This window comes from Streptomyces noursei ATCC 11455 (assembly GCF_001704275.1).
Lineage (GTDB): Bacteria > Actinomycetota > Actinomycetes > Streptomycetales > Streptomycetaceae > Streptomyces > Streptomyces noursei.
Map to the genome: position 1 here is coordinate 985,322 of NZ_CP011533.1, position 24,083 is coordinate 1,009,404.

Annotated in this window: 16 protein-coding genes and 1 pseudogene; 9 read left to right on the forward strand and 8 right to left on the reverse strand. The window is 71.4% G+C overall.

From position 1 onward, the window contains the following. Positions 1 to 27 precede the first annotated feature (27 nt). Positions 28 to 1,611, reverse strand: a complete 1,584-nt coding sequence (locus tag SNOUR_RS03905; protein ID WP_067343890.1) for an FAD-dependent monooxygenase — start codon at positions 1,609 to 1,611, stop codon at positions 28 to 30. 206 nt (positions 1,612 to 1,817) lie between these two features. Here SNOUR_RS03905 and SNOUR_RS47945 point away from each other — a divergent pair. The 3 genes and pseudogenes from SNOUR_RS47945 to SNOUR_RS03915 all read left to right on the forward strand — a co-directional run. Beyond that, positions 1,818 to 1,991, forward strand: a pseudogene (locus tag SNOUR_RS47945) (MerR family transcriptional regulator); the annotation flags it as partial. Between the two features lie 345 nt (positions 1,992 to 2,336). Beyond that, a complete protein-coding gene (locus SNOUR_RS47950) occupies positions 2,337 to 2,987 on the forward strand; it encodes an RraA family protein (RefSeq protein ID WP_067357653.1) in 651 nt (216 codons plus the stop codon). Between the two features lie 301 nt (positions 2,988 to 3,288). Further along, positions 3,289 to 4,335 (forward strand): methyltransferase, encoded by a 1,047-nt coding sequence (locus tag SNOUR_RS03915; protein WP_079142175.1) that lies wholly within the window; start codon positions 3,289 to 3,291, stop codon positions 4,333 to 4,335. Between the two features lie 43 nt (positions 4,336 to 4,378). Here the strand turns inward: SNOUR_RS03915 and SNOUR_RS03920 are convergent, their stop codons facing one another. From SNOUR_RS03920 to SNOUR_RS03930, 3 genes are all read right to left on the reverse strand, one after another. Then, the gene (locus tag SNOUR_RS03920) at positions 4,379 to 5,308 is read right to left on the reverse strand and encodes an NAD-dependent epimerase/dehydratase family protein (protein ID WP_067343892.1); all 930 of its coding nucleotides are present in this window, start codon (positions 5,306 to 5,308) and stop codon (positions 4,379 to 4,381) included. Positions 5,309 to 5,498: 190 nt separating this feature from the next. Next, positions 5,499 to 8,288 carry a sensor histidine kinase gene (locus tag SNOUR_RS03925; RefSeq protein ID WP_079142177.1) on the reverse strand — a complete coding sequence of 930 codons (2,790 nt, stop codon included), beginning with the start codon at positions 8,286 to 8,288 and terminating at the stop codon, positions 5,499 to 5,501. A 227-nt stretch (positions 8,289 to 8,515) separates the two neighbouring features. Further along, on the reverse strand, positions 8,516 to 10,774 hold the full coding sequence (locus tag SNOUR_RS03930; RefSeq protein WP_312631865.1) for an ArnT family glycosyltransferase: 2,259 nt from the start codon (positions 10,772 to 10,774) through the stop codon (positions 8,516 to 8,518). A 205-nt stretch (positions 10,775 to 10,979) separates the two neighbouring features. Here SNOUR_RS03930 and SNOUR_RS47955 point away from each other — a divergent pair, with 205 nt between their 5' ends. Then, entirely contained in the window at positions 10,980 to 11,669 is a 690-nt protein-coding gene (locus tag SNOUR_RS47955) for a hypothetical protein (protein WP_312631866.1), read from the forward strand. A gap of 187 nt (positions 11,670 to 11,856) precedes the next feature. Further along, positions 11,857 to 17,679, forward strand: coding sequence for a toxin glutamine deamidase domain-containing protein (locus tag SNOUR_RS03940; protein ID WP_067343896.1), 5,823 nt, complete (start codon positions 11,857 to 11,859; stop codon positions 17,677 to 17,679). 75 nt (positions 17,680 to 17,754) lie between these two features. Here the strand turns inward: SNOUR_RS03940 and SNOUR_RS03945 are convergent, their stop codons facing one another. Further along, positions 17,755 to 18,738, reverse strand: a complete 984-nt coding sequence (locus SNOUR_RS03945; RefSeq protein ID WP_079142179.1) for a HEAT repeat domain-containing protein — start codon at positions 18,736 to 18,738, stop codon at positions 17,755 to 17,757. Between the two features lie 303 nt (positions 18,739 to 19,041). Here SNOUR_RS03945 and SNOUR_RS03950 point away from each other — a divergent pair, with 303 nt between their 5' ends. Both SNOUR_RS03950 and SNOUR_RS03955 read left to right on the forward strand, forming a co-directional pair. Next, entirely contained in the window at positions 19,042 to 19,497 is a 456-nt protein-coding gene (locus SNOUR_RS03950; RefSeq protein ID WP_067357662.1) for an SRPBCC family protein, read from the forward strand. Positions 19,498 to 19,711: 214 nt separating this feature from the next. After that, complete coding sequence (locus SNOUR_RS03955; protein WP_067343898.1) at positions 19,712 to 20,611, forward strand: RNA polymerase sigma factor SigF; 900 nt, start codon at positions 19,712 to 19,714, stop codon at positions 20,609 to 20,611. A 45-nt stretch (positions 20,612 to 20,656) separates the two neighbouring features. Here SNOUR_RS03955 and SNOUR_RS03960 read toward each other — a convergent pair whose 3' ends face one another. Continuing rightward, a complete protein-coding gene (locus SNOUR_RS03960) occupies positions 20,657 to 21,244 on the reverse strand; it encodes a TetR/AcrR family transcriptional regulator (protein ID WP_067343900.1) in 588 nt (195 codons plus the stop codon). A gap of 112 nt (positions 21,245 to 21,356) precedes the next feature. Here SNOUR_RS03960 and SNOUR_RS47960 point away from each other — a divergent pair, with 112 nt between their 5' ends. Both SNOUR_RS47960 and SNOUR_RS03970 read left to right on the forward strand, forming a co-directional pair. After that, positions 21,357 to 21,776 (forward strand): nuclear transport factor 2 family protein, encoded by a 420-nt coding sequence (locus SNOUR_RS47960; RefSeq protein WP_067343901.1) that lies wholly within the window; start codon positions 21,357 to 21,359, stop codon positions 21,774 to 21,776. A 56-nt stretch (positions 21,777 to 21,832) separates the two neighbouring features. After that, complete coding sequence (locus SNOUR_RS03970; RefSeq protein ID WP_067343903.1) at positions 21,833 to 22,708, forward strand: NmrA family NAD(P)-binding protein; 876 nt, start codon at positions 21,833 to 21,835, stop codon at positions 22,706 to 22,708. Between the two features lie 60 nt (positions 22,709 to 22,768). Here the strand turns inward: SNOUR_RS03970 and SNOUR_RS03975 are convergent, their stop codons facing one another. Both SNOUR_RS03975 and SNOUR_RS49155 read right to left on the reverse strand, forming a co-directional pair. Beyond that, a complete protein-coding gene (locus tag SNOUR_RS03975; protein ID WP_067343904.1) occupies positions 22,769 to 23,818 on the reverse strand; it encodes a cytochrome P450 in 1,050 nt (349 codons plus the stop codon). Between the two features lie 77 nt (positions 23,819 to 23,895). Next, entirely contained in the window at positions 23,896 to 24,081 is a 186-nt protein-coding gene (locus SNOUR_RS49155; RefSeq protein ID WP_359666284.1) for a tryptorubin family RiPP precursor, read from the reverse strand. Between the last annotated feature and the right edge of the window lie 2 nt (positions 24,082 to 24,083).

Below are 24,083 nucleotides of genomic sequence, written 5' to 3' on the forward strand. Positions count from 1 at the left end.
CCTAGGGCCTGTCCGATGGGTCAGGCCCTAGCGGAGCGCGGCCCGTAGGGCTTCCTCTGTGGTACCGCGCCAGGCCACGAAGCCGTCGGGTCGCACCAGTACGGCATCGTCCCCGATGGCAAGGTCGCTCGCGTGCGGTGCGCCGAGTTCGTGGACGCGCTGCGGCTCCAGGCCCAGGGAGGCGGCCGCAGCGCGCCAGCGCGGGAGATCCACCGCGGCGAACAGCGTCCAGCGCGAACCGATCAGGTCCAGGGTCGACATCCGGCCGTGGAGTGGGGTGTTGAGCCAGCGGTGCGGGAAGCGGTGGCCTGGACGGATGGTGTCGTCCAGGGGGTCCGGGCCCGGACCGGTGACGGTGCCGTGCGGCGGGTATCCGTAGAACATCATTCCGCGCAGGTAGTCGACGGCGAGCTTCTCGTAGAGGTCGTTGGGATCGCCGTCCAATGACCGGTACCCCTGGAGGAGATTGCGGGAGAGGGCCAGGGACGCCTGGGCGGCGGCCCGGCGTTCGGGCTCGTAGGTGTCCAGGAGCGTGGGTGCGCTGTGCCCGTGCAGAACGGCGGCGACCTTCCAGGCGAGGTTGTGGCCGTCCTGGATGCCGGTGTTCATGCCGAGACCGCCGGCCGAACTCTGCACATGGGCGGCGTCACCGACCAGGAAGACCCGGCCCTGCCGGAAGGCGGAGGCCATGCCGATGGCGGCCTCCCAGGCGTTGACCGCGTGCAGTTCGATCGGGATCGTCGCGTCGCCGATGGCGGACCGCAGCAGTGCGAGGGTCGCGTCCTCGGTCAGCTCGGACGGACCGGCCGGCGGCTTGCCGGGATGGTCCAGGATGTGCGTGGCCCACTGGTCACGCCCGTTCTTCGACATCAGCGTGGCGTACACGGCGTCGTTCCGGACGAAGCAGACGTGGGTTCCCCAGTCGCGCTGTACGGGCCCCAGGTCGGCGCGGTAGAAGGCGGTGTTGAGGTGGTCGATGACCGTACGGTCGGGCATGGTGATGCCCAGTCGGGTGCGGACGTCGCTCTTCGCCCCGTCCGCACCGATCAGATATCCGGCGGTGATCTCCGATTCCTCGCCCGTGGCGACATCGACGAGCCGGGCGCGCACATGGTCGTCACCGGGCGTGAGTCCCACCAGCCGTACGCCCAAACGGACTTCACCGCCCAGCCGGCGCAGCTCCTCGCAGGCCAGCCGCTGCACCTGATCATGCGTCAGGACGAGTCGCGGAGGCACCGGGCTACAGTTCTCCACCAGCCTCGCGTACCGGGGCGGCAGACCTCCGCGGTGCAGCGTGCCGCCCAGCCCACTGTCCTTGAAGACGGTCCGCATCGGCATGCCGCCCTCCCAGCCCTCCCGCTCCAGTGCGGCGCCCAGGCCCGTCGCCCGGAACAGCTCCAGGGTGCGCAGGCTGGTGCTCGCCCGCGGCACCGCGGCCATCGCGTCCGGCCGCTTGTCGATGACCAACGGCCGGACGCCCCAGTGCGCGAGGAACATCCCCGTCGAGAGCCCGACGGGCCCGGCCCCCACCACCAGCACCGGCACATCAGGCACATCGGCTCGCGGTCCCGCTCCCTGCGCTCCCGTTCCCCCGCCGCATTCGGCACTCATGGCACGCTCCCTTCACGACTTCACGACTTCACGGCTTCACCGCTTCACCGCTTCGCAACTTCACGGCGTCAGGACCTCAGGGCCCCAGGGCTCACGGCTGCCTGACCGGCAGGCACGGCTTCGCCGCCGCTCCGCCGCGCGGTGGTCGATCACCACACTCCCCGCTCAAGCCGACTTGAGCGCAACATCGGGCGCACCATGGGGTCATGGGAGACGAGCGCTACTCGATCAGTCAGGCCGCCCGCTGTTTCAACGTGCCGGTGTCCACGCTGCGTTACTACGACGACCTGGGGCTCCTCCCGGCGGCCGAGCGCCGGGGGAACGTGCGCTACTACGGCCCCGCCGAACTGCGCCGGCTGGCCCTCGTCCAACGGCTGCACCACCGCGGCCTGGTCAGCCTGGCCGACACCGCCGCGCTGATCAGCGACGGTCCGGCCGACGGCCGGCCATCGGGCCGTGCGGTACTGGCCGCCTCGATCGCGGCGATCAAGGACCGGATGACTCATCTGCAGGCCGCCCAACGCCTCCTCGCCCACCTGCTGACCTGCCCGAAAGCCGATCCGGTCCGCGAATGCACGCCGCTGCGCACGGAACTCGACCATGCCGTGAACGAGGCGCTGGGCGGGCTCCGCAGCAGCCCTCGGCGGCAGCCGGATCGCGGTGCGCCGGACGCGGCCCGTGCCGGTGCTACCGTGCGCCGCCGCCCGCCCGAACGGAGGAAGAGCATGAACGACGACCACGCCGGTTCCCCCGCGGCCACCCCGAACGCCTTCCGGGAGATCTCGCCGACCACGCTCGCGGACGTCCTGGGCCGCGGGCAGGTGATGGACGTCGGCATCCGGCCCCTGTGGTCCACGGTGCCGCGGGTCGCCGGGCCGGCGTTCACGGTGCGCTGCCCGCCCGGCGACAACCTCATGCTGCACGCGGCCATCCACCGCGCGGCGCCGGGTTCGGTCATCGTCGTCGAATCGGGCGACCTGGATCACGCGCTGGCGGGTGGCAACGTCTGTGCCGTGGCCCAGCGCCGAGGAGTCGCGGCGTTCGTGGCCGACGGGCTGATCCGCGACCTCGCGGAGGTTCGCGCGATGGGGTTCCCCGTCTTCGCCCGCGGCGTGATCCCGTTCCCCGGGAGCAAGAAGGCCGTTGAGCCGCTCAACGTCGATGTGCGGTGCGGCGGGGTGGACGTTTCCGCCGGGGACATGGTAGTCGCGGACGAGGAGGGCGTCGTCGTGGTGCCCCGAGCGCGGCAGGAGGAGGTCCTCGGCGCCGCCCGGGCAAAACTGGCCGAGGAGGCCGAGGAGTCCCTCGACGCCTGGGAGTTGGCGCACCGCACCCGTATCGACGAAATCCTGCGGGACGGGGGGTTCGTCGGCTGACCTGGGCCGTGCCTGCCCGTACCGGCCCGCCCCGCGGCCCGCCTGGCAGTATTGCCGAGGGCCGTGCGCTGCGTCATTCTCGAATCCCCGTTGCTGACGGGGGCGGTCCTGCCGTTCCCGGACACCGCCGCCGATCGACCACACGGTTCCCCTCGCGAACCCTGGGCCGGCATGTCGGGAAGCCCTAGGCCGGAAGGCCGAGACGAAGATCCACACCTGGGCGGTACCGGAGGCGGGAGGACGCGGCAAGAGTGAAGGGGCACCTGCCCGACTCACCGACCCATCTGCCCGGAGGCTGACGGTGAACACCCCGAACCCGACCGACCACCCCGACCTCACCGGTGCCGCGGCGCACGCGGGGGCGGCCCAGCTGATCGAACAGTCGCTGGGGCACCTGTACTCCGCGGCGTTACGGATCGCCGCCCTCCACCACCTGGCCGACCATCTGGCCGGCGGCCCCCGCACCGCCGCCGAACTCGCCCGGCTCACCGGCACCGACGCCGTCTTCCTCCGCCGCTGTCTGCGTTACCTCGCCTCGCGCGAGGTCTTCCGCGAGGACGACAACGGCGCCTTCCATCTGACCCCGACCGCCCAGTTCCTGCGCGCCGGGGTGCCGGGTTCGCTGCGCGACGCGGTGCTGATGCTCACCGACGAGATCTTCGTGCGTTCGTCGTCGGCGCTCGACGAGACCATACGCACCGGGGCACCGGGCTTCCCCAAGGTCTTCGGCGCCCCGTTCTTCGAGTACCTCCAGGGCGCCCCCAAGACCCGGGAGCTCTTCGACTCGGGCATGGCGGCGTTCTCCGAGCCGATCGACGACCTGGTGGCGAGCGCCTATCCGTTCCCGGAGCGGGGCACCGTGGTCGACGTCGGCGGCGGGCGGGGCGGGTTGCTGCGCCACGTCCTGCTGCGTCACCCGGGCCTGTCAGGGGTGCTGTTGGACCAGGCGGCGGCCGTGCAGGACCACGTGCTGGACACCGCGGAGCTGTCCGGCCGCTGGCGCGCCGAACCGGGCGACTTCTTCACCTCCGTGCCGGACGGCGGTGACGTCTATGTGCTCAAGCACGTGCTGCACGACTGGGACGACGCCTCGGCCGTCCGCATCCTGACCGCCTGCCGGCACGGCCTGGCCCCGGACGGAAAGGTCCTGGTCGTCGACTCCGTCCCCGCCCCCGGCAACGCCCCCCATCCGGGCAAGGCACTGGACGTGGCGATGATGACGCTCGTGACGGGCAAGGAACGCGGGCCGAAGGAGCTCGACGACCTCTTCTCCCGGGCCGGCCTGCGCCGCACCCGGATCCTGCCCACACCCACCTTCGCGTCCATCGTGGAGGCGGTCGCGGCCTAGGGTCCGCCCCCTGCCGTCGCGGGGTTGTCGTGGCGTGCCGAGGTCAGCCGGTGGTGGCCGGGCGCTCGCGCCACCAGTCCACCGTCGCCTCGACCGGGGTGGCGCGCACGGCGAACTCGGCTTCGTACGCGCGGGTGTCGACGATGAAGGGACGGTCGAACTGGTAACGGACTTCCTTGAGTTCGCGGATCAGTGGGGAGAGAAGCGACGCGATGCCGAGCACGGCCGGCGACAGCCCGCGCACCGCGACCGGCCCCACCCCCGCCCGGGCGGCCAGGCGGTCGACCATCTCCCGGGTGGACAGTGCGGGCGCCGTCGGCACGTGCCAGGCCCGCCCCCAGGCGCGTTCCTCGCCCGCGACCTCCACCAGGGCCCTGGCCACATCGGGGAGATAGCTCCAGCTGTGCGGGGCGTCCGGATCCCCGAGCGTGGAGACCGGCTTGCCGCGCAGCAGTCGCGGCATGACCCGCGCGGCCAGATGACCGCCGCCGGTCACGCCGGGCCCGAAGAAGTCCGAGGCCCGCACCTCGACCGCCGTGATCCGGCCCTGCTCGTGCAGTTTCCGCGTCTGCTCCCAAACGGCCGCCCGCACCCGCCCCTTGGGGCCGGTCGCCGCGAGCGGCAGCTGCTCCGTCATCGGTCCGGCCACGGGGCCGTAGCCGTAGAGGTTGCCCAGCATGACCAGGACGGCCCCGGTCGCCTCGGCCGCCGTGCGGAGCGACGCCGCCAGCGGCGGCCAGTCGCGCGCCCAGCGGGGGTAGGGCGGTGCGGCACAGCCGTAGATCGCCGCCGCGCCCCGTGCGACCTCGGTCAGTCGCTCGTGGTCCGTGGCGTCCATGGCGAGGTGCTCGATGCCCGGCTCCGGGCTTCGGCCCGATGTGGTGACGACCCGGACCGCATGGCCCGCTTCGGCCAGCAGCCGAGCGGTGGCCGCCCCGGCGGGACCAAAACCTACGACGACGTAAAGACTCACGCGCGCACAGTAGCGCGGAGCGGGTCGGCCGGGTTGGGGCGGGGCGCCGAGCAGTGGTCCGCGTGCACCGCGCCACCGACCCTGATCGAGTCAACGACGAATTTCGGCCATTCGCCTCGCGTGCGAGTCGCACGGCGCCCCTCCCGACCTGCGCGGTCGGCCGGGCCGACCAGGAGGGCCGCCGCCCGGTTCACGCCTCGTCGGCCGTGCCGGCGGTCCCGGCGGCGCCAACGGTCCGGGCGATCACGGCATGCGTGGCCGTGGCGGCCGTCTCCGCCATCCCCACCGTGGGCGGGACGGCGACACCGGTGGCCGGCGGGGGCGGAACCGCCTCGGATTCCGGGAGGTGCGGCTCCGGGGCGGCCGGGAGGGAGACGACCATGGTGAGGCCGCCGCCGGGGGTCTCCTCCGGGGTGAGGGTGCCGCCCATCGCCTCCGTCAGGCCGCGGGAGAGCGCGAGGCCGAGGCCGAGGCCCGTGGTGTTGTCGGTGTCGCCGAGGCGCTGGAACGGCTCGAACGCCCGCTCCCGGTCGGGTAGTTGGATGCCGGGACCGCGGTCGGTGATCCGTACTTCGACCCGGCCGGCGAGGGCGCTGGCGCCGATCGTGACGGGGCGGCCGGCAGGCGAGTGGCGCACCGCGTTGGACACCAGGTTGGCGATCACGCGCTCCAGCAGGGGCGGGTCCGCCAGCACGTCGGGGGCGGTGTCCAGCGCCTGCGCCATGACGCGTCCGGGCGCCTGTGGAGGCGAGCCGGGGAGGGTGTCGAGCGCGGCGGGCAGGACGTCGGCCAGCGCCACCGGCTCCAGGTGCAGGGTCAGCGCACCGGCCTGGAGTCTGCTCATGTCCAGGAGGTTGTCGACCAGGCGGCTGAGCTTGGCGAGCGACTCCTCGGCGGTGGCGAGCAGTTCCTCGCGGTCCTCGGGTGAGAAGTCCACCTCGCGACTGCGCAGCGAGCTGATCGCCGCCCAGCTGCCGGCCAGCGGTGTGCGCAGGTCGTGACCCACCGCGGCCAGGAGCGCGGTGCGCATCCGGTTGGCCGCCTTGACGGGTTCGACCTCGGCGGCGGCCTCGGCCAGCCGGGCGCGTTCGACGGCCGCGGTCAGATGGGCGGCGAAGGCGGTGAGCACCCGGTGCTCGGAGGCGGGCAGACGGCGCCCGATCAACACCAGCACACTGTCGTCCCCTATCGCGACCTCGGTCCGGTGGTCGGTCCCCACTTCACCGGCGGTGCCCGCGGTGTGGACGGCCCGTGCGGATCCCCTGGCCGTCCCGCCTGTCATGGACGGCCAGGGCTCCGGCGCGTCGTCGCGCGGGCACAGCTCGATGCGGTCCATGCCGAAGGTCTCGCGGGTGCGCTCCAGGAGGTCCGGCACGGCCCGGTCCCCGCGCAGGATGCCGCCGGCCAACGAGGACAGCGTCTCGGCCTCCGCGGTCGCCCGGGCGGCGCGCCGCCCCAACCGCAGCGAACGGTCCACGATGGCGGCGACGGTGACCGCGACGGTGGTGAACGCGGCCTGGGCGACGACGATATTGGCCTCGGCGAAGGTGAACTGGCCGACCGGCGGGATGAAGTAGTAGTTGAGCAGCAGCGAGGTGGTGACCGAGGCGAGCAGCGCGGACACCACTCCGCCGATACAGGCCACCCCCAGCACCGTCAGCAGGAAGAGCAGCGCCTCACTGGTGAGGTTGAGCGACAACGGGCCCGAGACGCCGCGCAGTACGAGGGTCAGCAGCAGGGGCAGCACCAGGCCGGCGATCGGCCCGGCCACCCGGCGGGTGCGCGGCAGTCCGCTGCCGGGGATGACCCAGGTGCGCCCCTGCCCGGCGTATTCGTGACTGACGGTGTGGACATCGATGTCGCCGGAGAGTTCGACGACGGTCTCCCCCACGCCGCGCGGCGCCAGGAACCGCCGCAGTCGGCCGCGCCGGCTGGCACCGACGACGAGTTGGGTGGCGTTCTGGGCGCGGGCGAAGTCCAGCAGGGCAGCGGGGACGTCGTCCCCGACCACCGCGTGGTAGGTGCCGCCCAGGCTCTCGGTGAGCTGCCGCTGGTCGGCCAGCGCGGCCGGCGAGGAACCGGCCAGGCCGTCGCTGCGGGTGATGTGCACGGCCAGCAGGTCACCCGCGGGGATGGGGGTCCCTCCTGCTCGAACAAAGCTGAGAGCGCGGGGGAGGTTGACTATCCGGGCGGCCCGACGGATCAGCGTCGTACCTTCCGGGCCACCGGAGAGCGCCACCACCACCCGCTCGCGGGTCTCCCACACCCGCCCGATGCGGTGCTCGTGCCGGTACTTGCGCAGCGCCTCGTCCACCCGGCCGGCGACCCAGAGCAGCGCCAGCTCGCGCAGCGCGCTGAGGTTGCCGAGCCGGAAGTAGCGCGACAGCGCGGCGTCGACCTTCTCGGGCGGGTAGATGTTGCCGTGCGCCATGCGGCGCCGCAGGCCCTCGGCCGGCAGGTCGACCAGTTCGATCTGATCGGCGCGGCGGACCACCTCGTCGGGCACGGTCTCGTACTGCGGCACCCCGGTGATCTTCTCGACGACGTCGGTGAGCGACTCCAGGTGCTGGATGTTGAGCGTGGCCACCACGTCGATCCCGGCGCCGAGCAGTTCCTCGACGTCCTGCCAGCGCTTGGTGTGCCGGCAGCCCGGCGCGTTGGTGTGGGCGAGTTCGTCGATGAGCACCACCTCGGGGCGCCGTTCCAGCACCAGGTCCAGGTCGAGTTCGCCGAACTCGGTGCCGCGATGGTTGCGGATCGCGCGCGGCAGCAGGGCCAGCCCGTCGAGCATCGCCTCGGTGGCCGGGCGGCCGTGGCACTCGGCGTACGCCACCGCCACGTCCGTGCCCCGCGCGGTCCGGCGCCGGCCCTCGTCCAGCATCCGGTAGGTCTTGCCCACACCGGGGGCGGCCCCGAGAAAGACCTTGAGCCTGCCGGGCCGCGGCCGATCCGCCGCGGCCCCCTCGCTGCCCCACCCCATGGCGTACGTCCCTTCAGTACCACGGCGCGCCGGACGGCACCGCGTGGAGCGTCTCCCCGCGGTTGTCACCGGCCGGCGCGCGAACTCCTCCTTTGAGTCCTGCGAGCATCGTCACCGCCCACCGCCGGGAACCGCGCTGCGCTGCGCCGACGTTGACGCAACCCTGACCCGGAACGGGGTGGGGCTGGGCTGGGCTGGGCTGGGCTGGGCTGGGCAACGGACGGTACTCACGGAGTTGGAGTTGGAGTTGGCGTTGGCGTTTCGGACCCGGACCGGTCGGCCGCGGCGGACTCCGGGGTACAGCGATAGACCTGGTACGCCTGGCCCGGCACGCGTTCGCAGTGGGCACGCACCCACGGGCCGATGGCACGGCCGGGCGTCGTCGCCGGACCGCCGAGCACGACGTAGCGCAGCTGGCCGGTGGCGACGAGGTCGCGGAATCCGGACGCGGTGGGTGACGGCGCGGTGCCGGTGAAGCCGCCCATGGGGAGCACCGCGGCACCGGCGCGGAGGATGTAGGGCGAGGCGACCCGCCAACTGGTGGTGGCGAACAGGTAGGTGGCGCCGTCCTGGTGGGCCCGGGTGTAGGCGAGGAGCTGGCGCTGGGCGGGGCTCAGCGACGTCTCGTCCGAGGTCTTGTGAGCAGTCTTGCGGGCAGTCTCGTGCGCAGTCCCGTCGGACGTCTCGGGGTGTCGGGGCGCGTGGGAGCTGGAGCCGTCGGTTCGGCCTGCTGTGCCGTCGGAGGGGTCGGCGGAAGGGGCCCGGTGGGTTGCCGGGTGGTGGGCCGCGGTGCGGTGCCGGATGGCCACCGGACCGGTCGAGCCCATGCCGGAGTGCCCGTACGTCGGGTCGAGGACCGAGGACGCCCAGGCAGCGGACGGCAGGAGCATCGCCACCAGGGCCGTGACGAGCCCCAGCACGGCAGTCCGCCGTCGGCCCGCGTCACCGCCGGAGCCGGAATCCGGGCCGGAAGCGGACGCCGTACCGAGGCGGGAGGCCGATCCGGGGCCTGCGGGCGAGCCGGGGGCTACGGACGAGCCGTCCCCGGAAGCCGGGCGGGTGTGGGCGTGGGTGCGGGTGCGGGTTCCCCGACGGCCCCAGGCCAGCAGCCCCAGGCCGCCGGCCCCCAGGACGACCGCGGCCGGCGCCAGCCACGGCAGGTAGGTCGGGAACAGCTCGGCGATCACCGCCGACCAGGCCACCGTGGTGACTACGACGGTCGGCAGCGCCCACGCCCTGGCCCGGCCGCCGCGCACCCAGGCACGCCAGAACTGCACCATCCCGGCCCCGAACAGCGCCGCCAGCGGAACGGCCACCACCCCCATGTAGTACGTATGGCCGCCGACCGCCCCGGCGCTGAACACCAGGAAGTACGTGACCAGCCACACCCCCCACAGCACGAAGCCGGCGCGCAGCGGATCCGTACGCGGCCGGCCGCGCCGCCACACCACGCCGCACACCGCCGCGAGCGCGGCGGCCGGGTACAGCCAGCCGATCTGCGAGACCAGCGACGGGGCGAACATCTTGACCCACTGCCCGGCGGTCGGCCGGGAGTGTCCGGTCGGCGGCGCCGGCGCGGTGCCGGCCATGGTGGAAACGGCGACGCTCCCGGTGTCCTTGGCACTCACGCTGACGCCGGAGAAACGGTTGAGGAAGTTGTAGCCGACCACCTGGCTCACCGCGGAGTTGTTGGTCGTACCGTCGATGTACGGGCGGTCCTTGGCGGGGGTGAACGTCACCAGCAGCACCCACGACGCCGACACCGCCACACAGACCGCGCCCGCCGCCGCCAGGTGCGCCAGCCGTCGACGGAGCACCGTCGGCGCCGAGAGCACATACAACAGGCCGAGCGCCGGGAGCACCGCCCACGCCTCCAGCATCTTGGCCTGGAAACTCAGCCCCACCCAGACCCCGGCGGCCAGCAACGGGCACAGCCGGGCCCCGCGCGCCGCACGCAGCGTGGCGTCGCCGGCCAGCAGGACACAGAGCGTGAACGCCGGGTCCTCGACCTCGGTACGGAACAGCCCGGCGATCGCCGGGGTGAGGGCGAAGGCGGCGGCCGCCAGGAGTGCGGCGTTCTCGCCCGCCCAGCGACGCACCGCGCGGTACAGGACGGCGACGCTGAGCACGCCCTCGATCACCTGGGGCAAGGTCAGCGCCCACGGGTGGAAGCCGAAGATCCGCGCGGAGAGCGCCTGCGGCCACAGGAAACCCGGCAGCTTGTCGATGGTGATCGAGCCGCCGGGGTCGAAGGAGCCGAAGAGGAAGGCGTGCCAGCTCTCCGACATGCTGCGCGCGGTCTCCGAGTAGAACGCGTGGAACGCGCTGTGCTGGATGTCCCAGGCGAACAGCACGCCGGCTATGACGAGGATCGCCAGCAGCACGGGTCTGGAGTACGCCGGCCGGGGCTCCGGCGTCCGGCGCGCGACGCCGAGCCGGCGGAGCAGGCGACCGCCGCCGGCCCGCCCGGTCGGCAAGCTCGCCACCGGGATCGTTTCCCCTGGTGGATTCGGCTTCCCCGACGGGAGCGCTTCCCCCCTCGCGGGCCCGTCCACCGCTGCGGACCCGTCCAACGCTGCGGGCCCGTCCAACGCTGCGGGCCCGTTCAACGCCGAGGTCGCGTTCCCCGCTGGGGACGCGTCCCCCGGTAGGGACGCGTTCCCGACTGGAGACGCATTCCCGGCTGGGGTCGTGCTGGCCATGGACGATCCTCCCTGGTGGTACTCACCGGTCGGTGTGCGAGATGGCCGGAGGAGCGTCGGGGATCCGCGGACCGCCGATTGTTCAGCGAACGTTCAGATCGCACGACCGGGCGGCGAGGCGCCGACGGGAGCACATCGATGCCGGGAGTGCAAGCCCTCAACCGGGGTGGCGCGAATCGAACCCTGCAACAAAGCTGTTGCAAAGACATCCTTGAGAATTGACCAGGTCAACTGTTTAAACTTTCCACCAACGTTGCGGCCCCACGGCCATGCACAAGAGAACTACCTGGGGATTCTGGTGGGAGACGGCCTAAAAGTTGACATAGCATCACTGCGCACCGGTGGTACCGATTTCGACCAGATCGGCAAGGACTACCAGGGCCTCGTCGACAAGCTGAAGGATGCACTGACCTCCCTGGAGGGCGACGACACGCCCCCATGGGGGGACGACGACCTGGGCGAGAAGTTCGGTGTCGTCTATGAGGGCTTACGAGATGGTATGTACGAATCGATGGGCCATCTCGCCTCCAAGCTCCAAGAAATCGGCGGCGGGCTGAACAACATGGCCAAGAACCACGAGGCCGACGAGGACTTCAACGAGTCGATGCTGAGGCAGCACATCGCGAACGCCGAGACGGAGCACCAGGCGATCGCCCGCTTCCGGAGCCCCAACGTCTAGCGACTCACCGCACCTCGCCCTCGTCACCCCTCCCGTCCCTTACTCACGGCGCCCCTCGCACCGCCTCACCCTCCGTCCCTCGCGGTGCCCCCGCTCGCACCGCCCTTCCCGCCCACCTCCGCACCTCTTTCCGCTCCACCCCTCTTCCTGACCTCACGCCTGCCTGGAGATCCCCACTGTGTCGTTAATGCTGCCGGACGCACTTGAGTGGGTCCTCGAAATGCTGGGGTTCAACTGGCCCACGGCAGACGAAGACAAATTGCGGGAATCCGCCCAGCACTGGCGGAACTTCGCCTCCGGCGTGGAAGAGCTCCAGCAGCGCGGCGTCACCGCTGCCGGCAATGTGGTGTCCCAGAACTCCGGCGACTCGATCGACGGCTTCAACACCACCTGGGAGAAGTTCAACGGAGGTTCCGGCTCCGGATACCTCGCCGACGCCCGGACCGCAGCAGAGACCATCGCCGTCGCGCTGGACGTCGCCGCCGGCCTCGTCATCGGCATGAAAGTCGCGGTGATCGCCCAGTTGGCGATCCTTGCGGCGGAGATCATCGCGGCCCAAGCGGCGGCGCCGTTCACGTTCGGCCTGTCGGAGATCGGCGTCGCGGCGGCCACCGCGGCGACCCGGGCGATCGTCCGGAAGATCATCAAGGAGGCCGCGAAGCAGGTCCTCGACGCAGCGCTGGAAACCGCCAAGGAGCCCGCGGTCTCCGCGCTCCAGGCCATGATCTCGGACGTCATCGCACAGTCCGTGAACATGAGCTTCGGCGCGCAGAGCGGATTCGACGTCGGCCGGACCGTCAACAAGGGCGCCGAGGAAGGCGTCAACGCGCTCAAGAACTCGGGGCAGACGTTCACCGAGGCGTTGCGCGACGGCGCGGGCGCCAAGGCGGGCCACCACGTCCGCAACGGCCTGGAATCGGCCGCCGGCCACGACTCCGGCGGCGACTCGGCCGGCGGTTCGGGACATGAGTCCGCAGGCAGCGGGGGCGGAAACACGTCCTCGACATCCGACACTTCGGGCGGCGGCCAGTCGTCGCCCGGGGGCGACCACTCGCCGTCGAGCGGCAGCAACTCACCATCGGACGGTGGTAGTTCAGCGCCCGGAGGCGGCGGATCGGCATCGGGCGGTGCCGGATCATCGTCCACGGGCGGGATGTCCGCGGGCGGATCGTCAGCTGGCGGATCGTCGGCGGGCGGCGGGTCCACCGCATCGGGGGGATCGTCGGCGGCGGACCATTCCAACTCCACGAACAACTCCTCGGCCGCACCGAACTCCTCTTCCGACAGCGGGAGTTCGCCGGCCGACGGCGGAAGTTCCCCCTCGGCCGGAGGCAATGGTCACTCGTCGGACGGCGGCAACTCGCCCCGGCCGGCGCATTCCGCCGCCCCGCCGCCGAGCCAGCTGACGCCGTTCGACGCGGGTTACCGGGAAGCACAGGCGACATCGCCCACGCCTGACGCCTCGTCGTCCGCGACCTCTTCCCCGTCATCCTCGGACTCTGCTCCCTCGCCCGACACGGGATCGGGGCACGGCTCGGACCACGGCCCAGACCGTGGCTCGGACCACGGCCAGGGCTCGACGGCACGGCCGGACACGGACTCGCCCGCCCGGCCGAACACCGATACACCCACCTCCCACGACAGCAACAGCACCACCGACACCAGCACCAACACCGCCCCACGCCCGGACTCCGACAGCCGGCCGGGTACCGCATCAGCAGCGGCCCCGACACCCGCCCACGCCGACAGCCCCAGTCCCGACCCCAGCCCCGCTGCCCCCACTCCGGAACATCACGGCAACGGGATCAGCGACCCCAACGGGGGCAGTGGCAACACTGGCGGTATCGGCAACACTGGCGGCAACGTCCCCACCAGTGGGAACGACGGCACCACTGACGCCGGTACCCATACGAGCCCGCAACCGCAGCACGCGCCATCACCAGCCCCTGACCCATCTCCCGCCCCGTCACCCTCCTCCCCCTCCCCGTCCCCGGACTCCGGGAGCCGGCCAGAGGCGAACGTTCCCCCGCCCTCGCCCTCCCAGGACCACCCCTCCGCCCCGCCCCCGACGCCGGACCACTCCGGCACCCAGCACGACGACGGCAACAGCGGCAACGGCGGGGGCAGTCGTTCCGGCATGCCGACGGGCGGTGGGGTGGCACCGGGCGGCGGTGCTCCTCATACGACCCCGTCCGGACACGGGTACTCCGGGCCCTCCTCGTCCGGTGCGCCGCACCAGCCCGATCCCAACCGGGCCCATAACGACGGCCCGGTCACCGTGCACACGGAGAGCGCGACCCTGGCACCTCCGCCGCCGGGCGTCGCCCAGCCGTCGCATGCAGGCGGCGATACCCCCGGCTCGGCCGGCACACCGCCGCCGTCTGCACAGCAATCGCCGCAGCCCGGCGTCGTCATGGGCGGCGGCACCATGCCCACGGGCGCTCCCGCCGGGACTCCCGCGGGCGGATCCCCCTCCGCCACGACGCCCCCGCGGTCCACCACTCCGTCCTCCCCCGCCGGCAACGGCGGCGCACCCCCGCGCGGCACGCCGACCCGGGACCCGCGGAACCCCACCGCGGCCGACCAGTCGTCGCGCCCACGGCCCACGCCTGCGCGTAGCACCGCCCAACCGCCGCGCACCGAGCGTCCGCACGGCGAGCAGCCGTCCCCGCGTCCGTCCCGGCCCGCGCAGCAACCGCCCCACACCAACGACGCACCGCCGTCGCCCACCACCCCTGACCACGACTCGCAGTCGCCGAACGCCAACCACGACACCGGCACCGGCACCGGCACCGGCACCAGCACCAGCACCAGCACCAGCACCAGCACCAGCACCGACCAAAAGACCAACCACGCCCCGAAGACCGACAACACCCCGCAGGCCGACAACACCCCCAAGCCTGAGAACACCCCGAAGCCCGAGAGCGACTCCAAGCCCGAGAGCGACTCCAAAACGGAGAACGACTCCAAGCCGGAGAACGCCCCGAACTCTTCCAACGACCAGAAGGCCGAGGACGGCCACCAGCCGGACAGCGAGTCGCACCCCAAGGACGGCCAAGCGCCGGACAACAAGGACGACGCTTCCGACAAGCACGACGGGCCCTCTCCCGAGGACTCGTCCACGGATCACAAGCCGGAACAGTCGCACACCGACAGTCCCGACACCTCCCACACGCCCGACCCATCTGACACGTCGGACGCGCCTCATGCACCTGACACGTCCGACGCCACCGCCGCACCGGACGACCGTCCCAGCCTCGACGAGATCCGGTCCGGTATCCAGGAGTCCCCCGGCGGCCTGCTGCCGCCCGACACCGTGGACCAGCAGGCGCTGGAGAACGCCGTCCCGCGCAATGACGACGGCAGCCCACAGCGCTTCCCCGACCCGACGGGCGGCTGGGCCCAGTTGCAGAACGACGGCGGCACCAGCGTGCCGGGCCGTTCCAACAACTGTGCCGACTGCAGTCGTTCGTTCCTGGAGACCTGGTACGGCAACCCCCAGGTCTCCGCGGCCCGGACCCCCGACCAGACGCCGGACGGGACCCCGGACCACTGGTCGCCGGAGTCCAAGGCCAACGAGAACATCATCGACTGGGCCGGGGCGCCGCACTCCTACGCCGGCACCAGCCCGGACGGGCACCATGCCATCGCCCAAGAGTTGCTGAAGGCAGGGCCGGGCTCCGCGGCGATCGTCCAGGTCAACTGGGCGGACGGCGGCGGTCACGCGTTCAACGCCGTCAACCACAACGGGAAGATCGTCTGGGTCGACACCCAGAGCGGCGAGGTCAGCCACCACCCCATCAACACCGAGGGCGCCACGGACGTCTTCCACATCCCGCTGGACGCCGACCGGAAGCCGCTGCATCCCGCCCCGGATGCCTCCGACGATTCCGGTGCCACCGATTCCCACCACGACTCCGACACCACGGACTCCCACCACACAGCCAACACCACCGACAGCACCGACAGCACCGACAGCACCGACAGCACCGACAGCACCACCAACCCCCACACCGCCGACTCCAACAACAGCTCCGACGCTGCCGATTCGCACCACGATTCCGGCGGCGCGGACTCCGACCACGCTGCGCACGCGGACCAGTCGCCCCCTGCGGCGAACGGTTCCCACGACACGGGCGACGGCACCGCGAGGCATGACACGCCGAGCCCGGACCACGGGAAGGACGACCGGCCTTCGGCGGCCGACCCCGCCGCCCTCAAGCGCAAGGCCAGCGACCAGCCTTCGCCCGACGGTGAGTCCGTCAGCTCGACCCCCGAGTCCGCGTCCGATTCTCATCGGCGGACCCGAATAAAGGTGGACGGGGAGGGACAGCCGGGCCAGCAGTCTGGCAATGCCCCCCACACCAACACCCCGTCGCCGCCCCAGGCGACCCTGGGTTCCCTCCCGGATCACATGGACGCCCTGGGCCTCGACGACCACCACATGGACGTCGACGACGACCACACGCAGCAACACTCACCGCCACAGCAGGCACCGCAGACCCAGGGGACGAACACCGGCTCCGGCACGGCGGAGCATTCCACCTCCGGGCCGCCGCACGGCAAGCCCACTCCCGGTACCCCGATGGATCTCGACGGCCAGCCACCTGCCGGGCCGACGAACAGCGGCGGCGGCAACGCCTCCAATCAGGATCACGGGCAGTCGACCGGCTCCACGGCGGACCCGAAGAAGGACAACGGGAACAACACGGACGGCGGGAAGGGCGACAACAAAACCGACGGCAAGGAGCCCTACTCCGATCCGCGCGATCGCGGCACGAGCGACACCTCCAAGCAGGAGAAGGAAGGGAAGCACACCCTCGACGCGGAGACGAAGGACTCCAAGGAGTACGGGAAGGTTCCGGACAAGCTCCAGGCGCAGCTCCGCAATGATCGGGACGTGCACCGCATCCCGCTGGACCGGGTCCACGACCGGCTGACCGGCTGGGCGGACGACGGAAATTTGGCACGAGTGCTCCGGGCCTCTTCCGGCCATCCGCAGAACAACGACCCCGACGCGGGCAAGGGACCGCAGAAATTCACCCAGAGCGACCTGGAGAAGCGGCTTCCCGGATTCAAGGACCTGGACCGCGGTGAGAAACTCGCCGTCGTCTCCTCCCTGACCCGGCTCAGTGTGGGATTCCACGAGCAGCACGGTGTCGGCAGCAATCCGGTGGACGTCGACAAGCCGTACCGCGCCCCGAACGAACCGGATCCCAAGGACGGCACGACGGACAGTGCCGCCAAGAACTCCGACGAGTCACTGGGTGTCCGAGGGCACCGCAACAGTGGCAACAAGTACCTCGACAAGCTGAAGCACGACGGGCCGATGCCGGAGAGCCTGAAGCAGAACAGTCCGGACTTCACGGACCGCAACTACGCGGTGCTGGAGGTCGAAGGGCCGCCGCCCGCGCGGGAAACCCACTACGTCGCCGATTCCTCGGTTCCGGTGGGCGAGAAGAACGTGTCGGGGCGCCACTCGGAGAAACACCTCATGGACTGGCTGAACCGGGCCAACCAAGAGGGCGCGCAATACACCGCGAAGGCCCTCTACACCGAGCGTGAACCGTGCGGCAACGGCCAGGGACACGCGAAGTGTTCGAATGTGCTGAGGCAGATGACTCCTAAAGACGCGAAGGTGTACTACAGCACGACCTATCGAACCGATCCGGAAGACGTCAAGGCGAAGAAGCAGGTCGATACGGAGAAGAAGAAGCTGAAGAAGGAGTTCGACAAGAAGCCCATCGCGGACGTGCAGAAGGAGATCAGCGACCGGCTCGATCACCGCCAGGGCAAGAGCGCGGATTGGATCGCGGCGGAGAAGGACAAGATCGCCCAACTCGGCGAAGCGGAGCAGCGCAAGAAGCTCTCGGCAATGATCGATTCCGAGTTCTCCAAGCGGAAGGACGCGATGACGACGCCCGAGAAGCAGGCGATGGTCCGCGAAATGGACCGGCATATCGCCCATCTGGACTCGACCTGGAAGAAGATTCAGCCGAGTCTGCTGTAGCGGGCAGCGCCGACGCGCTCCGCGGGTGCCGCCGCCGGCCTTCTGCCACGGCGGCGGCACCGTCTCGGGGCGCCCTCAGATGTCCAGGGCGCCGCGGAACCGGCCGTGCCCGACGTCCGGGTCGGTCACCGCGAGCCAGCCGTGCCCGACCCGGTCGAGCACCTCGACCACGGTCGGCTGGATGGAGATCGAGGAAGCGACCTCCTCCGGATCACGGACGCCCTCGGCGTACTGCTCGGCGTCGCCGTCCTCGTCGTCATAGGCGTCGCCACCCGGCATCAAGTCCCGCTCGAATTCCATCGGTTCCCCGATCCATTCCGGGTCGCCGTAGGTGCGGTAGCCGCGCTTGTCGTGTCCGTTCTCCGAAACCCACCACACTTGCGCGCCGTTGTAGTCGTCGATGGCGTAGAAGTGGGCTTCCCGGCAGTGCGCGCTGAGCCGTGTCACGATCTGCGCCCAGTTGTCGTTGAGGTAATCGGCACCGTAGATGAGTCGCCAGCCGTCGAATTCCGGGGTGATGAAGACCCGGTATGCCGTGGTGACCCCGCCGCCTTCCGCGGGACGCCGGAGGGAATTCTCGTGCTCGACGGCGGCGGACAGGCCCATGGCCGTCGTGACCGGTCGGGCGTCGTGCAGGTCCAATGCCCGGACGATATCGTCGATTTCCGCCTCGGGCACCGCGATCCAGCAGTCGGCGGGCAGATCACCCGGCTCCTCGTCCGGCAGTTTGATCTGCACCAATCGTTCCACGGCCGCCCGATCCGCGTCGCTGAGGGCATCGGCGCCACCGATCGTGGCCAGCATGCGCAGCGCGGCCTTCCGCAGGCTTCCGGGACCCTCCGCACGCACCTCGCGGAGCGGATCGATTGCCGCGCTTCCCAGGCTTTCCAGACAGGATTCCGCGGCCGAGTTGCCCGGCGTTTCTTCATTGCGCAGCAGCGGCAGCAGGTGTTTGACGACCGGGGCCCCGAGAGCGGTCAGTGCGTCCTGTGCGGCCGCGCGATCCTCCCGGCTCTCGGATGCCAGACGACGTACCAGTGCGGCGATCTCCTCACTCATGCGTCCGACCCTAACCGAGCCGTCCGGGCGACTTCCGCCATCCGCCGAAAAGGCCGGAGTGCGCTCATGTCGGCAGCCGGCGCACCGTCCCCCGTCGACGCCAACTCCCCGTAGAAATCCACGTTCCGGCCGGCGTCGGACCCGGTTTTCCGTACCCGTGCCCGGCCCGTTCCCGGCGTATTCCGCGGCGGCCCGGGAAACGGTGCGGAAGGGGCGCGCTCAGCGAAGGCGAGGACGCCGATCGGGCACCCTTCGAACCGGCAAAGAACCGCCGCTTTTGCCCCATTGCGCTACATTCCCTCCATGTCCAACGAACCGATGCGCCTGCCTGATCTCTCCTCCCGGCCGCACCAGCTCGCCGTCGAACGACTCATGAGCGGAACGCCGGCCGCGCTGTACCGGGCCTGGACCGAGCAGTTCGACCGCTGGTTCGCGGCCCCCGGGTCGGTGCTGATGGAGGGCCGGGTGAACACGGCATTCTTCTTCGAGACGGAGCACGAGGGGGCCCGCCACCCGCACTACGGCCGCTTCCTGCGGCTCGAACCGGATCGACTGGTCGAGCTGACGTGGGTCACCGGCGCGGGCGGAACCCAGGGCGCGGAGACCGTGGTCACGGTCGCATTCGCCGCCGAGGGCTCCGGGACGACGCTGCGGCTCAGCCATGCCGGGTTCGCCGACGAGGCGGCGCGCGACCGCCACCGGGACGCCTGGCCGCACGTCTTGGAACAGCTCGACCGGCGCACCGGGGCTCCGCACTGACGTCCCCGACCGGGCCGAGCCCGAGACCAAGGACACGATGCGTCCGATCGCCAGATCCGATCGCCGGAAGCGAGCAGCGCGTAGTGCCGCGCCACACCTGCTGACGCAACGTCAAGATCCGGGATGGCAGAAAAGATGGGGCTGATGTTTCGTTCCGCGAGCGAAGGGCAGACGCGGCTTACCGGACCATGATCCAAATTATGGGAGGGCAGCCATGACGACGGCGGTTTCCACACACACCGGAACGCGGCACGGCCAGCGCCAGGGACAGGGCCACCGGACCGTGAGTTCCGGCACCGGCGGACTGCCGTACATCGCGGAGGCGTCCAAGGTGGCGCCGAAGGATGCCAAGGCGCTGTCCCGGCCGTTCTTCGAGCGGCTCGCGGCGCTGGAGGAGGGCACCCACGCGTACCAGTACGTGCGCAACACGCTCGTCGAGATGAACCTCTCCCTCGTCCGGTACGCCGCCGCCCGGTTCCGCAACCGCGGCGGCGATCCGAGCGAGATGGAGGACATCGTCCAGGTCGGCACCATCGGGCTGATCAAGGCCATCGACCGCTTCGACCTGTCCCGCGAGGTCGAGTTCACGACGTTCGCGGTGCCCTACATCGTGGGCGAGATCAAGCGGTTCTTCCGGGACGCCACCTGGGCGGTCCACGTCCCGCGGCGGTTGCAGGAACTGCGGATCGACATCGCCCAGGCGAAGGAGCGCCTCTTCGCCCGCCTGGACCGGGACCCCACGGTCCCCGAACTCGCCGAGCACCTCGGCCTGGGCGAGGACGAGGTGATCGACGGGCTGATCGCCGGCAACGGCTACACCGCGGGGTCGCTGGACCAGCCCAGCGGCCCGGCCGAGGACGAGTCGGACCGCAGCCTGGCCGACGCCCTCGGCGACGAGGACCCGCGGCTACAGCTCGCCGAGGACCTCCATGCGCTGACTCCCCTGGTCCGGAAGCTCGATCGGCGGGATCGCCGGATCCTCACCCTGCGGTTCGTCCACGAGAAGACGCAGTCGGAGATCGGCGAGGAGCTCGGGGTGTCGCAGATGCATGTCTCCCGGCTGCTCGCCCGGATCCTGGGCCGGCTGCGAACGGGCCTGCTCGGCCAGTCGTGACGTGACGGCCGGCCAGGCCAGATCCCGAGGCCCCGGCCAGGGGCCTCACGCATGCGTGTCGCGCGGCAGCACGGAGCGGACGTAGACGGCCAGTCGGTCGCGGATCTCGTCGACCGACAGCCCCTCCACGGTGAGCAGGTGCGCGATGAGGTCGGCACGGACGGCGGCCAGCAGGGCGTGGGCGACGAAGTCGGCGCGCCCGGCGTCCGCGCACTGCGCCAGGCTGTCGCGCAGTGTCGTGTGCCACCAGGTGTAGGACGGGCTCCGGTACGGGCTGGCCGCGCCGGCTTCCTCCAGGACGAGGTAGAGGCTCCGGTTGTCCAGCTTGAAGCGGGCCAGGGCGTCGAGCACCGCGGGGATCCGCTCGTGCGGCGGGGCGTCGGGCCCCAGCGGGGCAGGCCCTTCGGCGACGGCCCGACGGAGCGCCGCGGTGCGTCGTTCGGCGAGTGCCTGGAGCAGTCCCGCCCGGTCGGTGAAGGCCCGGAAGACCGTTCCCTTGCCGACGCCGGCGGCCGACGCGACGGCGTTCATGCTCACCTCGGCGGGGCCGCTGCGCGCGAACAACGCCTCGGCGGCATCCAGAACGGCTTCACGACTGCGGACGGCGTCCGCGCGCTGTCGGGGTTCGGGCATCGGTCATGACCTCTCTTGCGATACGGACCACTGGTCCGTATCGTCGAAACGGACCGGCGGTCCAACCGTATCGGACGACCGCGCCGCACGCTCCCGATCGAGGAGAAGCGAGATGACCCCCGCCACGACCGCCCATCGGACTCCGGAGGATCTCTTCCGTCACGGGCTCCGCCTCCTTCTGGACCAGGATTTCGCCGCATGGGTGGACCTCTGGGACGAACGGGGTGTCTTCGAGTTCCCCTTCGCACCCGAAGACCGCCCGCGCCGCCTGGAGGGAAAGTCCGCCGTCGCCGCCTATATGCGCGACTACCCCCGTCACATCGAACTGCACGACTTCCCGCACCTGACGATCCATCAGACCCAGGACCCCGGCACGATCATCGCCGAGATGGGCGCCGTGGGCCGCCTGGTCGCCACCGACGAGCCGTTCGCGATGTCGTACGTCGCGGTGGTCACCGTCGCCGACGGCCGCATCGCCCACTACCGCGACTACTGGAATCCCCTGGCCATCCCGGCCTCCCTGCGCAGCTGACCCCGCCCTCCCCCGCCCCCTCCCGCACGCCCACCCATCCCGCCCGGAAGGCCCCCGTGACCACACCCCGCCTCACGTCCCCGACCACCGGCCCGGTCCTCGTCACCGGCGCCACCGGCACCACCGGCAGCCGCCTGGTGGCCCGGCTGACGCGGGCCGGACACCCCACCAGGGCCGCCGGCCGCCACCCCGTTCCCGTCGCCGGCGCGGAACCGGTGGCCTTCGACTGGACCGACCCCGCCACCCACGACGCGGCGCTGGACGGCGCGAGCGCCGTCTACCTCGTGCCGCCGCCCGGCGCCACGGACCCCGCCGCCGTCATGCTGCCCTTCCTCGACCGCGCCCGGCGCGCCGGAGTGCGCCGGGCGGTCCTGCTCAGCTCCTCCCTGATCCCCGCGGGCGGTCCCGCCACCGGAACCGTCCACCAGGCCCTGCCCGGCCTCGTCGCGGAGTGGACCGTCCTGCGCCCCTCCTGGTTCATGCAGAACTTCACCGGCCACCACCCGCACACCGACGCCATCCGCACCGACGGCCTGCTGACCACGGCGACGGGACGGGGCCGGGTCGCGTTCATCGACGCCGACGACATCGCCGCGGTGGCCGCGCACGCGCTGACCGACCCCGCGCCCCACAACACCGACTGGGTGCTCACCGGGCCGGAGGCCCTCTCCTACGACGCCGTCGCCGCGGTCCTCACCGAGGTCATCGGCCGACCGGTACGCCACCGGGCGGTGTCCGAGGCGGAACTGCGCACGCGGCTCGCGCGGCATCTGCCGGCGGACTTCGCGGCGATCCTCGCGGGCCTGGACCGCCGGATCGCCGAGGGCGCCGAGGACCGGGTGACCGATGCCGTCACCCGCGTCACCGGACGACCACCCCGTTCCTTCGCCACCTATGCACGGGCCAACGCCCATTTCCCGACCGGCCCGTGAAAACCCGTCACTCCACCCATCACTCCACCCGTCCGCCGGCTCGTCGCGGCGGGACGAGGTTCAGCCGCGGGTCACCCGGACCTCCGCGACCTCCATCAGACCGTCGAGTTCGACCCGGCCGACGGTCTGGGCGGGGCGCACCGTGAGGCCGTCCCGGCGTACCAGGTCCAGGAGGCGTTCGGCGAGCGGGAGCACCATATGGCGGCCCCAGCAGCGCTCGTTGGCGTGGCCGAACGGCAGATATCCGGGGTGGTTGTCCGGGTCCAGATCCGCCCAGCGCTCGGGACGGAAGGCTTCGGGGTCCTCCCACAACGCCGGGTCGCGGTGGCTCAGCAGGGGCAGCAGGAGGACGTCGTCGGTCGGGCCGATCCGGTCGTCCACGGCGGTGAGTTCGGGCGAGGCCATCCGCAGGATGTTCCACGACGGGGGCAACAGCCGGAGCGCCTCGGCGAGCAGCTGCCGGTTCGGGACGGTGTCGTCGAACGGGGCGCCCAGCCAGACCGCGTTGGTGACCAATGCGGCCACCGTGAAGCAGATGGGTGCCGCCACCCGGCGGTAGAGGTACAGGGCGTAGCGGCGGTCCGCGTAGTCGGCGGCGCCGAGGGCGAGGGTGGCGAGCTTCGACAGCGGCTCAGCCGGGTCGGGGCGGCGCAGCAGGGCGGCGCCCGACGCGACGGCGGACCAGGTCAGCTTCGGGGTGAGTTCCAGTCTCCGGTCGACCAGGATCCGCAGGCGGCCCAGTTCCTGTCCGAAGACGAGGTCGCGGAGGTAGGCGTGCGGCACCCCCGGCCAGGTGCCGGTCAGATCGACCGAGGTCTCCAAGGGGCGCTGCAGGGCCTTCCGCACGTCCGCCCCCAGGGCCTGCATGTAGGCGGCGGCGTCGGCCCGGCCGACGTGCCGGCCGAGGACGGGCTTGAAGGTCGGTCGCTCCTCGGCGTTGGCCGGTCGGCTGCGCAGCAGGGCGTCCATCAGGTCGGCGCCCGCGACGCCGATCGTGGTGGGCTCCAGTCGGAACAGCTCCTGACCGGTGTGGCGGCGCAGCAGGGCGTCGATCCTGGGCGCGAAGCGCACCCGCCGGCCGCCGCGGGTGACGGTCGGTCGCTGGGACATCGGGAACCTCCGGGAACGCGGGCCGGTGGCGGACCGTTGCGTGCGGCCCGCCACCGGCCGTTGTGGGCGTGGGCCGATCAGATCCAGCCGTACCAGGCGTACGCCTTGAGGCTCTTTTCGGTGCGCATCCGCTTCACGAGACGAACGAACTTCATCCGTACCTCCTTGGCAGGGGCTGACTGTGCCCCGTGGCAGGCCGCCGAAAGGGTCTTCGACCGCCGCAGAAGTGAATGACGGGGCGGTTGGGGTGTCAAGTGGCCCATAT